11 protein-coding genes and 1 pseudogene are annotated in these 13,130 nt (G+C 72.6%); 5 read left to right on the top strand and 7 right to left on the bottom strand.

The features are described from left to right. Together ALMP_RS40945 and ALMP_RS40940 are read left to right on the top strand one after the other, a co-directional pair. Window positions 1-202, top strand: a pseudogene (locus tag ALMP_RS40945) (cytochrome ubiquinol oxidase subunit I); the annotation flags it as partial. After that, complete coding sequence (locus tag ALMP_RS40940) at window positions 199-570, top strand: hypothetical protein (RefSeq protein WP_264937083.1); 372 nt, start codon at window positions 199-201, stop codon at window positions 568-570. The pseudogene ALMP_RS40945 and the gene ALMP_RS40940, both read left to right, overlap by 4 nt. Before the next feature lie 35 nt (window positions 571-605). Here the strand turns inward: ALMP_RS40940 and ALMP_RS40935 are convergent, their stop codons facing one another. The 4 genes from ALMP_RS40935 to ALMP_RS40920 form a co-directional block, all read right to left on the bottom strand. Beyond that, window positions 606-2,837 (bottom strand): prolyl oligopeptidase family serine peptidase, encoded by a 2,232-nt coding sequence (locus tag ALMP_RS40935; RefSeq protein WP_264937082.1) that lies wholly within the window; start codon window positions 2,835-2,837, stop codon window positions 606-608. Then, the gene (locus tag ALMP_RS40930) at window positions 2,834-4,615 is read right to left on the bottom strand and encodes an N-acetylglutaminylglutamine amidotransferase (protein ID WP_264937081.1); all 1,782 of its coding nucleotides are present in this window, start codon (window positions 4,613-4,615) and stop codon (window positions 2,834-2,836) included. The genes ALMP_RS40935 and ALMP_RS40930 overlap by 4 nt, the downstream gene beginning before the upstream one ends. A gap of 193 nt (window positions 4,616-4,808) precedes the next feature. Then, window positions 4,809-6,002 (bottom strand): glutamate--cysteine ligase, encoded by a 1,194-nt coding sequence (locus ALMP_RS40925; protein WP_264937080.1) that lies wholly within the window; start codon window positions 6,000-6,002, stop codon window positions 4,809-4,811. 240 nt (window positions 6,003-6,242) lie between these two features. Next, window positions 6,243-7,220 carry an SDR family oxidoreductase gene (locus ALMP_RS40920; protein ID WP_264937079.1) on the bottom strand — a complete coding sequence of 326 codons (978 nt, stop codon included), beginning with the start codon at window positions 7,218-7,220 and terminating at the stop codon, window positions 6,243-6,245. A 243-nt stretch (window positions 7,221-7,463) separates the two neighbouring features. Here ALMP_RS40920 and ALMP_RS40915 point away from each other — a divergent pair, with 243 nt between their 5' ends. Then, window positions 7,464-8,078 (top strand): Rho termination factor N-terminal domain-containing protein, encoded by a 615-nt coding sequence (locus tag ALMP_RS40915; RefSeq protein ID WP_264937078.1) that lies wholly within the window; start codon window positions 7,464-7,466, stop codon window positions 8,076-8,078. A gap of 98 nt (window positions 8,079-8,176) precedes the next feature. Here ALMP_RS40915 and ALMP_RS40910 read toward each other — a convergent pair whose 3' ends face one another. The 3 genes from ALMP_RS40910 to ALMP_RS40900 all read right to left on the bottom strand — a co-directional run bounded on the left by ALMP_RS40910 (window position 8,177) and on the right by ALMP_RS40900 (window position 10,486). Further along, a complete protein-coding gene (locus ALMP_RS40910) occupies window positions 8,177-8,848 on the bottom strand; it encodes a DUF5701 family protein (protein WP_264937077.1) in 672 nt (223 codons plus the stop codon). Window positions 8,849-8,944: 96 nt separating this feature from the next. Then, on the bottom strand, window positions 8,945-9,928 hold the full coding sequence (locus ALMP_RS40905) for a BtrH N-terminal domain-containing protein (protein WP_264937179.1): 984 nt from the start codon (window positions 9,926-9,928) through the stop codon (window positions 8,945-8,947). 213 nt (window positions 9,929-10,141) lie between these two features. After that, a complete protein-coding gene (locus tag ALMP_RS40900) occupies window positions 10,142-10,486 on the bottom strand; it encodes a helix-turn-helix transcriptional regulator (protein ID WP_264937076.1) in 345 nt (114 codons plus the stop codon). Between the two features lie 108 nt (window positions 10,487-10,594). Here ALMP_RS40900 and ALMP_RS40895 point away from each other — a divergent pair, with 108 nt between their 5' ends. Both ALMP_RS40895 and ALMP_RS40890 read left to right on the top strand, forming a co-directional pair. Further along, entirely contained in the window at window positions 10,595-11,572 is a 978-nt protein-coding gene (locus ALMP_RS40895) for a zinc-binding dehydrogenase (RefSeq protein ID WP_264937075.1), read from the top strand. A gap of 195 nt (window positions 11,573-11,767) precedes the next feature. Beyond that, complete coding sequence (locus ALMP_RS40890; RefSeq protein WP_375803616.1) at window positions 11,768-12,970, top strand: MalY/PatB family protein; 1,203 nt, start codon at window positions 11,768-11,770, stop codon at window positions 12,968-12,970. Window positions 12,971-13,130 lie beyond the last annotated feature (160 nt).

Here is a 13,130-nt window from a genome sequence, read left to right as displayed (position 1 = left end):
CCCCTGGGGTTACGGTCGCTCGCTGGAGTGGGCCACCTCGTGTCCGCCGCCCCGCCACAACTTCGTGACCCTGCCCCGGATCCGCTCCGAGTCCCCCGCCTTCGACCTGCACCATCCGGAGCTGGCGGAGCTGGAGTACCAGGTGCACGGCGGCAGGCGGGACGCTGTGGACGCCGTCAGTCACCGGGGTGAGCCGCTGTGAGGCGCGGCCGGCGGCGCGCCTCGTACGACGAGGGGAACGCGCTGGCCAACACGGTCGAGGGCTACCTCCTCGCCCGCGCCCACCACGACGAGGCGCGCCGGGAGGCCGAGGACCTCTGTGCGCGGATGCCCTGGCTGACCACCGCCCAGGCCGAGGACGTCACACGGCACTACGTCCGACAGCGGATCGCCCTCACCCGTCGGATGCTGCGGACCACCACCGAACGGGCCGCGGAGCTGCGCCGGGAGTACGAGGACCGGTACGCCGTCCTCCGTCGTGAGCTGCTCAGACGCCACACCGTGGGCGCCTGCGCCGTCCTCGCCGCCGCCGCGGGAGTCAGCGCCCTGGGAGGCCTGCTCGTCCGCTAGAGCTCCTCTTCCGCACCTCACCTAGTGGGGGGCGGTCAGCCCGTCAGGTGCCGCTGGAGCCAGTCCGCGGCGGTGCGGCGGAAGAGCCGCCGGTTGTCGGCGCGGAGGAAGTCGTGTCCCTCGTTGTGCAGGGTGAGCAGTTCGGCGGTGTGGCCGCGCTCGCGGGCCGCCCGGAGGAACTGCTCGGACTCGCGCGGCGGGACGTTGGTGTCGTGTTCCCCGTGGACGGCGAGGACCGGGACGCGCAGCTCGTCGATGCGGCTCATGGGTGACAGGGAACGCAGCAGTTCACGGTCGCGCTCGGGATGGCCGTACTTGTGGGCCGCCGACTGCGCGATCCAGGGCTCGGTGCCCTCGAAGAACGTGGCGAAGTCGGACATGCCGCAGACCGCCACCCCGGTGCGGAACAGTTCGGGATGCCAGACCAGGGAGGCGAACGTGAGGTAGCCGCCGTACGAGCGGCCCATCACGGCGAGCCGGGACGGATCGGCCGGACCGGCCACGACCGCGTGGGCGGCGCAGTCGGCCACGTCGTCGAGTGCGGCGAAGCGGCCCGTGCCCAGGTCGGCGTCGACGAAGGACCGTCCGTGGCCGGAGGAGCCGCGGACGTCGGGGGCGAAGATGTCCAGTCCTCGGCCCAGGATTTCGTGGTAGAGCGGGTTGAAGACGGGGCGTTCCTGTTCCTCGGGGCCACCGTGCAGATGGATCACGCAGGGCGCCGGCTCGGCCGGGCCGCGCCCCGGCGCACGGTAGTACCAGCCGTGCAGGGGCAGTCCGTCGCGTGCGGTCAGCCGCAGCGGAACCGGTCGTACGGGCGGGCGGCCCGGGGGAACGGCGTCCTCGTCGCGGGACGACCACGGGGTGCGCAGCAGGGACACGCCCTCGGGGAGCCACCACACGCCGGGGCGGCGTTGTGAGCCGGACAGGGCCAGGGCGAGGCGCCCCGTGCCCGCCGGCACGATCCGGGTGACGACTTCGTGGGGCAGGGGCACGGGCCGTGGTGGTCCGATGAGCGGCCCGTCCGCGCCGGGCCGGAACGTGTCGACGACCTCCAGCTCGCTCGCGCCCCGGACGTTCCAGGCCAGCAGGGCGGTACGGCCGTCGAGGGCGAACTGGAGCAGTTCCAGGCCGCTGCCCTCCCGCTCGGCCGCGACCGACCAGGCGCGCGGCTCCCCCGCGGGGTCGAGGTCGGCGGCGAGGAGCGCGGCGAACTCCCGGTCGGCGTCGCTGCGCAGCCAGAGGGTGTCCGCCCGGGGGGAGAACCTCCCGATCCACGGGTCGCCGTCGGCCACCGGCATGACACAGGTGGTGGTGCGGTCGGTGGTGCGGATCACCACCGCCTCGCGCCGTCCGCGCGGTCCCCGGCGCAGCAGCGCGAGCCGGCCGTCGCGGCCGATGTCGCACACGCGCAGCGTCGCGGCGTCGGTCTCGGTGGCGAGGAGGACCGGGGCGGCCAGTCCGTCGGGGTCGATCAGGTAGGCGGACAGTCCGTCGCCGAAGCCGGCCGTCGGGGCGGTCCGGGGTTCGTGGGGGGCCGTGGCGTCGGCGGTCAGGGAGGGCGGCAGCGTGCCGGTTCCCGGGGCGCTGAGCGGTGCCGCGCCGAGGAGGACGGCGTCGCCGTCCCGGCCGGACCAGCCGGCCGGGATGCCGCCGGGCCGGCCGGCGGGTTCGGCGGGGACGTCGGCCGTGATGTCCGGGGACACGGGGTGGGCCGCGGTCGGCACGGCGACGGTGACCCCGACGGCCGATCCGTCGTGCGCCCAGCAGCCCAGGTAGGCCGTGGTGCCCGGCTCCGCTCCGGCGAGGATGTGGCGGTCGGTGCCGTCGGGGCGCACGCACAGCACCCGCGAGTGCTCACCGCCGCCGGGGGCCGTGGTGTAGGCGATCCAGTGCCCGTCGGGCGACCAGGACACCTCCCGGACGGGGTCCGGTCCGGCGTCGAGCAGACGCACCTCGCCGCCGTCGACGGGCCCCGCCCACAGCTGGGGCACGCCGCCGCGGTCGCAGATGAACGCCACCTGCGCCCCGGAGGGGTCGGCCGAGGGGTACCAGCAGCCGTGGGCGGTGAGCCGGGTCGTGGGATCACGGGGGCCGGAGGCGTCCGGCAGCGGGACCCGGGCGGGGGCGGCGAAGGGGGTGGTACGGCTGTCCGCGCCCGGCGGGGCCTGGCTCGGGCTCCGCGTCGGGTGGGGAACGGTGGGCTGCTCGGCCGCCGTCGTGCGCGTACCGTGCGCCTCCGTCCCGTCCGGGACGTACCGGTCGGTCATATTCCGTGCGTCTGTAGCCATATCTCCAGCAAAGCCGCTTGCCACAGCGCGTTCGCGCCGCGCTTGGTGCGGTGTTCGTCGGGGGCCGCCAGGAGCCGGGCGAGGTAGGAGTCCTGGAAGAGTCCGCGCCGCCTCGCCTCGGGGGCACGGAGCGCTTCGCGCACCCGGTCCAGGACGGGCCCGGCCATATGGGTGATCGCCGGGACCGGGAAGTAGCCCTTGGGGCGGTCGACCACCTCGTGGGGCAGCAGTTTGCGGCCCGCCTCCTTGAGGACTCCCTTGCCGCCCTCGGCCAGCTTCAGCTCCGGCGGACAGGCGGCCGCCAGTTCCACCAGCTCGTGGTCGAGGAACGGGACACGGGCCTCCAGACCCCAGGCCATGGTCATGTTGTCGACCCGTTTCACCGGGTCGTCCACGAGCATGATGTGTGTGTCCAGCCGCAGCGCCGCGTCGAGAGCGGTCTCGGCGCCCGGCTGCGCCATGTGCTCCCGCACGAAGCGGCCGGAGACGTCGTCCGTGGGCAGCATGTGCGGCTGGAGCATCGCGGCGAGGTCGGCGTGCGGCCGGTCGAAGTACGTCTCGGCGTACCGGTCGGCGGCCCGCGCGCGGGCGGCCGAGGCCAGTCGCGGATACCAGTGGTAGCCGGCGAACACCTCGTCGGCCCCCTGCCCGCTCTGGACGACCTTCACCTCCTTCGCCACCTGCTCGGACAGCAGATGGAACGCGACCACGTCGTGGCTGATCATCGGCTCGCTCATCGCGGCGACGGCTCCGTCGAGCGCGGTAGACACCCGCTGGGAGGGAACCAGCAGCCGGTGGTGGTCGGTGGCGAACTCCCGGGCGACGAGGTCGGAGTAGGGGAACTCGTCCCCGTCGGTGCCGCCTTCCGACTCGAAGCCCACGCTGAAGGTCGCCAGGTCCCGCTGTCCCTCGTCGGCCAGCAGCGCCACGATCAGGCTGGAGTCCAGACCACCGGAGAGCAGGACGCCCACGGGCACGTCGGCGACCATCCGCCGGCGTACGGCGGTGCGCAGCGCCTCGAGCACGGCGTCACGCCATTCGCTCGGGCCCATGCCCGCGTACTCGGGGCGGCGCGTGTACGACGGCTGCCAGTAGCGGTGCTCGTGGTGGCTGCCGTCGGGTTCGACGACGCGGACGGTGGCCGGGGGCAGCTTGCGCACTCCGGCCAGGACGGTGCGGGGTGCGGTCACGGTGGCGTGCCAGCTGAGGTACTGGTGGACGGCGACCGGGTCCAGCGAGGTGTCGACGTCGCCGCCCGCGAGGAGGGCCGGCAGCGACGAGGCGAAGCGCAGCCGTCCGGGGGTCTGCGCCAGATAGAGCGGCTTGATGCCGAGGCGGTCGCGGGCCAGGATCAGACGGCCGGTCCGGTGCTCGACGAGGGCGAAGGCGAACATGCCGTAGAAGTGGTCGACGCAGGCGGTGCCCCACTCCTGGTAGGCCTTCAGGATGACCTCGGTGTCGGAGGTCGACCGGAAGCGGTGGCCGAGGGCCCGCAGCTCCTCCCGCAGTTCCTTGTAGTTGTAGACGCAACCGTTGAAGACGGCGGTGATCTCCTGCCGGTCGTCGGTCATCGGCTGAGCGCCCAGCTCGGAGAGGTCGATGATCTTCAGGCGCCGGTGTCCCAGCGCGACCGCGCCCCGCGACCATATGCCCTCGCCGTCCGGGCCCCGGGCGGCAAGCCGGTGACTCATGCGCTCCACCGCCGCGAGGTCGGGCCGCCCGCCGTCGAAGCGCATCTCGCCGCTGAGGCCGCACATCAGGCGTCACCTCCCCGGTGCGCGTCGGCGGTCCGGGCAGGCGCGCCGTGCGCGGAGTTCCCGGTCGGCTCCTGGTCGGGGCTGTTCGACATGGTTGTGGTCCTCCTTCGCAGCGGGGACGGGTACGGAGGGGAGGCGTGGGATCCGTTCGGGATCCGCCGGCGTCGGCCTCCGGGCATGGCGTTCACACGCCTCAGGGGTTGGGGATCTTCGCCGACCGGCCGCCGAGGGCGTCGCCCACACCCAGATCACCGGGTGTGATCCTCCCGGCCGGGGCGGGCGCGGGCCGACGGCGCCTGACGCTGTCGCCGCGCGTCTCGGCGATCAACAGGTCGGTGCAGGCCAGCAGGTCGGCCTCGGCGGCCGTGCGGCGCATGCGATGGGCGGCGCTGCCGTCCGCCAGGGCCTTCTCGGTGAGCGCCTGGACGGTCTGCCAGTCCCCCGCGGCCTCGAGCGCCGGGCGGACCCGCGCCAGCAGGCGGCGCACGACGTGTGCCGCGGACGCCTCATGGTGGGTGTCGGGATCGACCAGGGCTCCTTCGAGGCCGGACCTGGCGGCCCGCCAGGCGGCGGCGCGCAGCCACTCGTGCCGGCCCTCGCAGGCGCGGACGCCGGGGTCCGCCAGCCGTTGCCGGGCTTCGGTGACCAGGGCGCGGAAGAGACCCGCGACGAGCACCACCGTCTCGGCGCGCGGGCAGGCGTCGCAGATGCGCAGTTCCAGGGTCTGCTGGTGCGCGGAGGGCCGGATGTCGTAGTAGATCATCCCGACGTCGCTGATGACGCCCGAGTCGATGAGGTCCCGCACGGCCGCGTCGTACTCGGCGGCGTCGGCGTAGCACCCGATCGGTCCCGCGGTGGGCCAGCGCTGCCAGAGCATGGTCCGCCAGCTCGCGTAGCCGGTGTCGACGCCCAGCCAGTACGGGGAGCTCGCCGACAGGGCGAGCAGGGCGTGCAGCCACGGCGACACCGCGCACATGATCCGTACGGCCGTGTCGCGGTCGGGGACGTCCACGTGGACGTGGGCCCCGCAGATGAGCTGTTCGTCGGCGACCATCCGGTACTCGTCGACCATGTGGCGGTAGCGGAGGCCGGCCGTGGGGTGGATGGCCGCCGTGCGGGCCAGCGGCACCGTCCCCGCGGCGACCACGGCCAGTCCGTGTGCGGAGGCGGCCGCGTCCAGCTGGCGCCTGGTGGCGGTCAGATCGCCGTACAGATCGTCCAGGGACGCGTGCACACCGCTGTTCGATTCCACGGTGGCCTGCTGCAACTCCGTGGTGAAGGTCCGTCTGGGCAGCCCCTCCAGGACCGTGTCCGCTCGTGGCACCAGCAGGCCGGTCTCCATGTCCACGAGGTGGAACTCCTCCTCCACGCCGATACGAACGGTCACGTCCACTCCTAGGGGTGACGGGCGCGCTCGGGCGACCCCGACCCGGACCGACCGCGCCGAAGGCACGGGGCGGCCATCTGTCCACCTCGGAGTTCCCAGATGGCCCGTGAATAAGCACGCCGGACGCTCTTCGGAGGCCATGACGGCTCAAGTGAGCGCAGGTCAGAGGGCTGCGGTCCGCGTCCGCCGCGGCCCGCGCCCGGGTACGCCCGGGCGCGGGCCCGTGCGCGCTCCGGCGGCTCAGTGCGGCCGGGCTTTGCGGGCGGCACCCGCCACCGCGCCTGCCAGCAGCGTGGCGGTGGTCAGCCGGCGCATCGCCGTACGGCGCCGGCCGCCCCAGCCGCCGTGCACGGCGCCCTCGCCGGGCACCGGCACGTGCAGGTTGCCGTGGCCGGCCGGGGCGGATTCGCTGCGGGACAGGTGGGTCCGGTCCACCTGCCGGGCCATCATCCGCTCCACCATGCCGGGCATGACCCTGGACTCGAACACCATGGAGCGGCCCATCGGCCCCACCACGACCTCACGCCGGGGGACGCGCACCAGGTCCACGACGGTCCGGGCCACCCGCTCGGGACTGTAGACCGGGGGCATGGCGACGGGCTTGCGTCCCGTGTAGTTGGCCGCGTGCTCGAACAGCGGCGTGTCGATCGTGGCGGGCAGCACCGTGCACACATGGATGTGTTTGGCCTTGTCGAGCAGCAGTTCCTGGCGCAGGCTCGCGCTCAGCGCCCGCACGGCGTACTTCGACATGCCGTAGGCGTGGGTGTAGGGCTGGCTCACCACGCCGACGACGGAGGAGACGTTCACCAGCGTGCCCTTGTCCTGCTCGCGCATCACCCGCAGGGCGGCGCGGGCGCCGTGCACGTACCCCATGACGTTGACGTCCAGCACCCGGCGGAAGTCCTCCAGCGGCACCTCCTGGAAGGGGCCGAAGACGGTCACGGCCGCCGCGTTGACCCAGACGTCGACGCGGCCGAAGCGTTCCTGCGCACGCCGGGCCAGGTCGTTGACGGCTGCGGCGTCCGTCACGTCCGTCGGCACGACCAGGGCCCGCGCGCCCCGGTGGCGTTCGCACTCCTTCGCGACCGCCTCCAGCGCTTCCTCCCGGCGCGCGGCCAGGACCACGGCGCACCCCTTGCCGGCGAAGGCGAGGGCGGTGGCCCGCCCGATGCCGCTGGACGCCCCGGTGATCACGACTACGGAATCACGCACTCGCATTGACGACCCCTTCTGCACGTTTCACGTGTTTTGTCCGATGAGCCACTTAATCACCGGACAGCCGTCTCCGCCGCCCGAGGACCCGCCGACCCCGCTTACGCGGGCCGTTCATGCATCAGCCCGCCGACTCCGGAAACCCGGGGGACAAAGGAGGGCAAACCGCACAGGCAAGCCGCGCAGGCAATGCGCACAGCGCAACGCACACAGGCACACAGGCACACACGAGAAACCAGGAGCCCTGCCATGACTGACGACCTCATCACCATGGTCACCACCGACCACCGCGAGCTCCGGCGTCTGTTCGACATGATGAAGACGGACAAGAGTTCCCGGCCGCTGGCGCTCCCCCTGGCCGTGGCCATGCTGGAGGCCCACAGCGAGGCGGAGGAGGACCGGGTCTATCCGGCCGTGGCCAGTGAGGCGGGCGAGAAGGAAGAGGCCGAGCACGCCGCCGAGGAGCACCACGAGGCCGAGAGTCTCGGCAAGCACCTGCTGGAGATGGACTGGGAGAGCGAGGAGTTCGACCGCGCCCTGGAGGAGTGGGTCGGCGCGGTGGTGCACCACATCGAGGAGGAGGAGAACGAGATCCTTCCCGCGCTGAGCGAGGCCGTGGACTCCGACCGGCTGCGCGAGCTGGGCATGCAGTTCGCCACCCGGAGGTCCCGGAAGCTGACCGGTCAGCCGCTCAAGGCCGTCGGCGGCGGCCGCGACACCGAGCCCGGGCAGGGCACCGAGGGCGAGACCCGGGCGGAGCTGTACGAGAAGGCCCGGGAGCTCGGCGTCGAGGGCCGGTCCTCGATGAGCAAGGACGAACTGGCGCAGAAGGTCAGCGAGGCGGAGAGCGGCCACACCGACTGACCCGGACCGACTGACCGACCGGCCCGTGTTCCGGCCGACGGCGCGGCGGGTCCGGGGAGACCGGAGGGACCAGAGGGAGCGGAGGGAGCCGCTCCTTCCTACGGCCGCGGGACCCGACGGCCGGTCGCGGAGGCGAAGCCCAGCCAGGTGTGCCGGTTGCCCCACCAGCACCAGCCGACCTTCGGGGCGTTGCGGCGCTCCCGGCCGTCCCGTCCGGTGCCGTTGCTGATCCAGATCGCCGGTGTGCGGGCGTCCAGGGTGCCGTTCGCCTTGCGCAGCCGGGAGCCGATGGTCATGAAGCAGTGGTTGCGCTCGAGGGCGGCCGGCTGCTGGAGCACCCAGTGGATGCCTTCGGTGAGCAGCAGGGGGGTGCGGTCCTCGCCGGTGAGGGCGGGCAGCGCCTCTTCCGGGCTCCAGTTGGCCATGTGGTCACCGCGGTCGACGCCGGTGACGAGGTAGAGGGGGGCGTCCGGCGGTTCGACGGAGCAGGGGGTGAAGTGGTCGACGTCGGGCATGTCGGTGACGACGAAGCCCGGCTTGTCGTCGCGGCGGAGCAGCGGCGCGAGGGCGGAGGCCGGGGCGCGATCCGGGTGGACGGCGAGCAGGGCGCCGTCGCCGCCTGCCAGGGCTTCGGCGGTCGCGGCGAAGGCACGGATCTCGGCCGCGGGTAAGCCGGCGATCTCCTGCACTCCCAGCTCGATGAGCCGCTCGGCCTGGGCGGACAGGGCCGGGAGTGCGGGCGAAAAGGTGGCGGGCGTGGTGTCGGGCACGATGCTCCCAGGGACGGTGACATGGACGGGCGGAGATGGAACGAGCCGGCCCGCCGTGATGTTCCCTCCGCCGCCGATCTTGTTGCGCTTGGTTGCTCACGCCTCCAGACGGCTCAGCGCCCGCATGGCCTCGCGTTCTATGCGCGAGAGATCGCTGAGGATCGTGCCGGCTCGGGTGAGGAACCGCGCCTCGCCCGATTCACCGGCCTTCTTGATCAGTGCCGCCGCTTCCGTCCACAGGGTGGCCGCCTCGGTGTACAGCGTGTGGCCGGTGCGCAGTCGGCTGCTGTCGAACAGAGCGGTGCATTCGCCGAGGAAGTCCCGGTAGAGGTTACGGAACAGGGCACCCCCGGTGCCGGCCTCCTCCATCAGGAGGGCAGCTTGCGGCAGGTCCCGCTGCGGGGCATCGGTGCGCTGGAACCATGTGCGGACCAGCTTGCCGGCTTTCTCGATGCCTCGGTGGCCCAGGTTGGCGATGGGCGGGTCGAGGAAGGCGCCGGCGCAGGCGGTGATGGCGGGGATGATCCGGTCTTGCGGGGAGGGCAGCTGTTCCGGAGTGGTGAAGGTGAAGGATCGGTGCTTGGCCGTCATCGGGCCGCGCGCGGCCCTGGCCTGGGCAAGACTGGTCAGGCTGGTGGACACCGCTCCGCCTTGCCGGTCGGTGTCCACCAGGTAGGCGGAGCGGTCGTCGTAGCCGTACATGGCGACGACGTGGCCGCCGAAATGGATCTTCGATGTGAAGTAGTCCAGGTAGTAGCTGTCGAGTTGCAGCCCGACGGGGCGGCCGGCGTCGATGGGGGCCGTCAGGTTCTCCCATGCCCTGCTGGGCGAAGCGGTCTCCCGGACCACGAGTTCCAGCCCGAGTCCGGTGGCCAGGTTTCTGGTGAGTTCGAAAGGTCTGACCCGTCCTCCGAGGAACGGGAAGTCCATGTTCTTGCTGTCCCAGTAGATGAAGGACAGACCGGAGCCGAGACCGAACAGCATGGGCTCGGACAGGTCGAGCCCCAGGTGCCGCAGGAGCACTCCCAGCGCCGTCGTCTCACAGTGCCGCATACCTCGGGCATCGGTGCCCACAACCATGGTCACGGCGTGTCCCCCTCACGTTCCAGGCCGGACATGTCTTGTCCTCGCAGACTCCGGCAGGCCCACCTCGCAGCAGTGCCCTGACGGTGACGCCGAGCCTTGCACAGACGGGTGGCGCGCCGCCGTGAGCGCGGCTTCCGCCAGGGGCGACGGTGGACGCCAGGCAGCGATCAAGGTCCGGCACCGGTCGGTACCGCCGCGCCGAGGGCGTCAATCGGCGCCGTCGCCGCGCAGGACCAGGTCGAGCAGCCCGGGGAAGCGGGCGTCGAACTCCTCGCGGCGCAGCCGGTTGACCCGCTTGGGCCCCTCGTCGCGCTGTTCGACCAGTCCGGCCCCGCGCAGGACGGAGAAATGGTGACTGAGGGCGGCCTTGCCGACCGGTACGTCGAAACTGCCGCAGCTGCGCGTCCACTCGGGGGAACCCGCCAGCTCACGGATCAGCTGGATGCGCACGGGGTCGGCGACCGCGGACAGCGCGGTCAGGACGGACACGTCCTCGGGATCCGTGTGGACCGGCGCCGCACGATGACTGCCGCCGACGACCTGGTTCGCCATGTCCTCTCCCTGTCCAGTACACCCCGGCACTTGCCGAGTGTTCGATGGATATCTTACAGTCCGAGTGTTCGCTTTCCGTTGAACACTCCAGCGAAGGGTGCGTTCCGCATGCGTGCAGTCGAGTTCCGGGAGTACGGCGATCCCGAGGTGCTGACACTGGTACGGGCCGAGGTGCCCGAGCCCGGGCCGGGTCAGGTGACCATCGACGCGGCGTATGCGGGGGTGAACTTCGCGGATCTCAAGGCGCGCGCCGAGGGCTACCGGGTGGCGTCGCTGCCGTACCGCCCGGGCCTGGAGGTCTCCGGGCGGATCCGGGCGGTAGGCGAGGGCGTCGAGGGTCTGCGTGCGGGGCAGGAGGTCGCCGCGCTCGTCGACAGCGGCGCCTACGCGGAGGTGGTGGTCGCCGAGACCGCGACCGTCTTCCCGCTCCCCGCGGGCCTCGACCTGCGCACCGCCGCCACACTGCCCACCGTGTTGCCGACCGCCCACGCCCTGCTCCACGAGGTGGGGGGACTGCGCGCAGGGGAGAGCGTGCTGGTGCACGGCGCCGCCGGCGGTATCGGCACGGTCGCCGGGCAGCTGGCCCGGGCGGCGGGCGCCGGGGCGGTGTACGGCGTGGTCTCCACCACGGCCAAGGCCGGCCACGCCCTCAAGCACGGCTACGACGAGGTGTTCACCACCGACACCTTCGCCGACGACGTCCGCCGGGCCACCGACGGCAGGGGCGTCGACCTGGTCCTCGACCCGGTGGGCGGCGACACCCTGCGCCGCGGCCTGGACGTGCTGGCCGTCTTCGGACGCCTGGTGTCCTTCGGCAACGCGAGCGGGGCACAGCCGTGGCAGGTCGGGCAGCCGGAGCTGTACGCGCAGGGCCGGGCGGTGGGGGGCTTCTCCGTCCTGGCTCTCGCGCAGACCGCGCCACAGGCGCTGCGTTCGCTCGCCGAGCGCGCCTTCCGCAGGGTCACGGACGGCACGGTGACGCTTCCGGTCACCGCGGAGTTCCCGCTGTCGGAGGCCGCCGAGGCCCATCGGCTGATGGGCGGGCGCACCTCGACGGGCAAGCTGCTGCTGCGGGTGGCCGGCTGAGCGCGACCGCTCCGCACAGCTCACGCCGTGCCCCGCGCCCGGTCGGCCAGATCCCTGAGGGTCCGCCGGCCGTCGCGCGCAATTCGGCAACAATTTCGCGGTCCGCCACACACGAGCGGCGCACCTTTCGAAGACCAGCAGATATTGGCAAAAAAGGCAAACAATTACTGCCACTATTGCTTTACTTTCTTACGCATGGACAATACGACGCCTGACATATCCGCGCCGCACGCACCGGACGCGCCGGACGGCGCCCAGCCGTTGCGTCAGCTCTCCCTGGAGCAGTTGCGGCGGCGCACCAGCATGAAGTGGCGGACCTTCCCCGAGGACGTGCTCCCCCTGTGGGTGGCCGAGATGGACGTCCCGCTGGCCGAGCCGGTCGCGCGGGCGCTCACCGACGCGGTGGTGCTCGGTGACACGGGCTACCCGGCCGGTACCTCGTACGCGGAGGCGCTGGCCGAGTTCGCCCGCGTGCGATGGGGCTGGGACGGGCTCGCCGTGGAGCGCACCGCGATCGTGCCCGACGTGATGCTGGGCGTCGTCGAGATGCTCAAGCTGGTCTCCGGGCCGGGCGACCCGGTCATCGTCAACTGCCCCGTCTACCCGCCGTTCTACCAGTTCGTCGGGAGCCTCGGCCGTCCTGTCGTCGAGGCGCCGCTGGGCGCCGACGGACGGATCGACCTCGCCGTGCTGGAGGAAGCGTTCAAGCGGGCCGCCCGGGACGCGGAGCGCCCGGCGTATCTGCTGTGCAGCCCGCAGAACCCGACCGGGGCCGTGCACACCGCCGCCGAGCTGACCGAGGTCGCACGGCTGGCACGGATGTACGGCGTGCGCGTCGTCGTGGACGAGATCCACGCCCCGATCGTGGCCGCGGGCACGTCGTTCGTGCCGTATCTGAGCGTGCCCGGCGGGGAGAACGGGCTGTCGCTGATGTCGGCGTCCAAGGCCTGGAACCTCGCCGGCCTCAAGGCCGCCGTGGCGACGGCCGGGCCGGAGGCGGCCGACGACCTGGCCCGGCTCCCCGAAGAGGTCAGCCACGGCCCCAGCCATCTGGGCATCATCGCCCACACGGCGGCTCTGCGGCACGGCGTCGGCTGGCTCGACGCCGTCCTGTCCGGTCTCGACGACAACCGCCGACTGCTGAAAGGGCTGCTGGCCGAGCATCTGCCAGGTGTCGGTTACCAGCCCGCGCAGGGCACCTACCTCGCCTGGCTGGACTGCCGGGACCTGGGCCTCGGTGACGACCCCGCGAGCGTGTTCCTCCAGCGGGGCCGCGTCGCCCTGAACTCCGGGACGCCCTTCGGCAGCGGTGGCGCGGGGTTCGTCCGCATGAACCTGGCCACCTCGCCGGACCTGATCACCGAGGCGGTCCGCCGGATGGCCGCGGCCATCGCCTGATCCGGCTGCGACGGACTGTCAGCCGGTCCGGCCGATGGTGACGGTGCGGGTCCCGGGCGCGAAGCCGGCGAAGCACTGTCCCCAGGGCCCCAGGGTCGGCGCCGGGGCCCGTGGTGTCGTCGACGAGCGGGCCCCTGTTCGACGCGGCCGATGTTCCGTT

It is taken from the genome of Streptomyces sp. A012304 (assembly GCF_026008495.1).
In the GTDB taxonomy this organism is placed as follows: domain Bacteria; phylum Actinomycetota; class Actinomycetes; order Streptomycetales; family Streptomycetaceae; genus Streptomyces.
The sequence above is the reverse complement of the archived record's forward strand: the minus strand, read 5'-3'. Positions and strand labels throughout refer to the sequence as shown.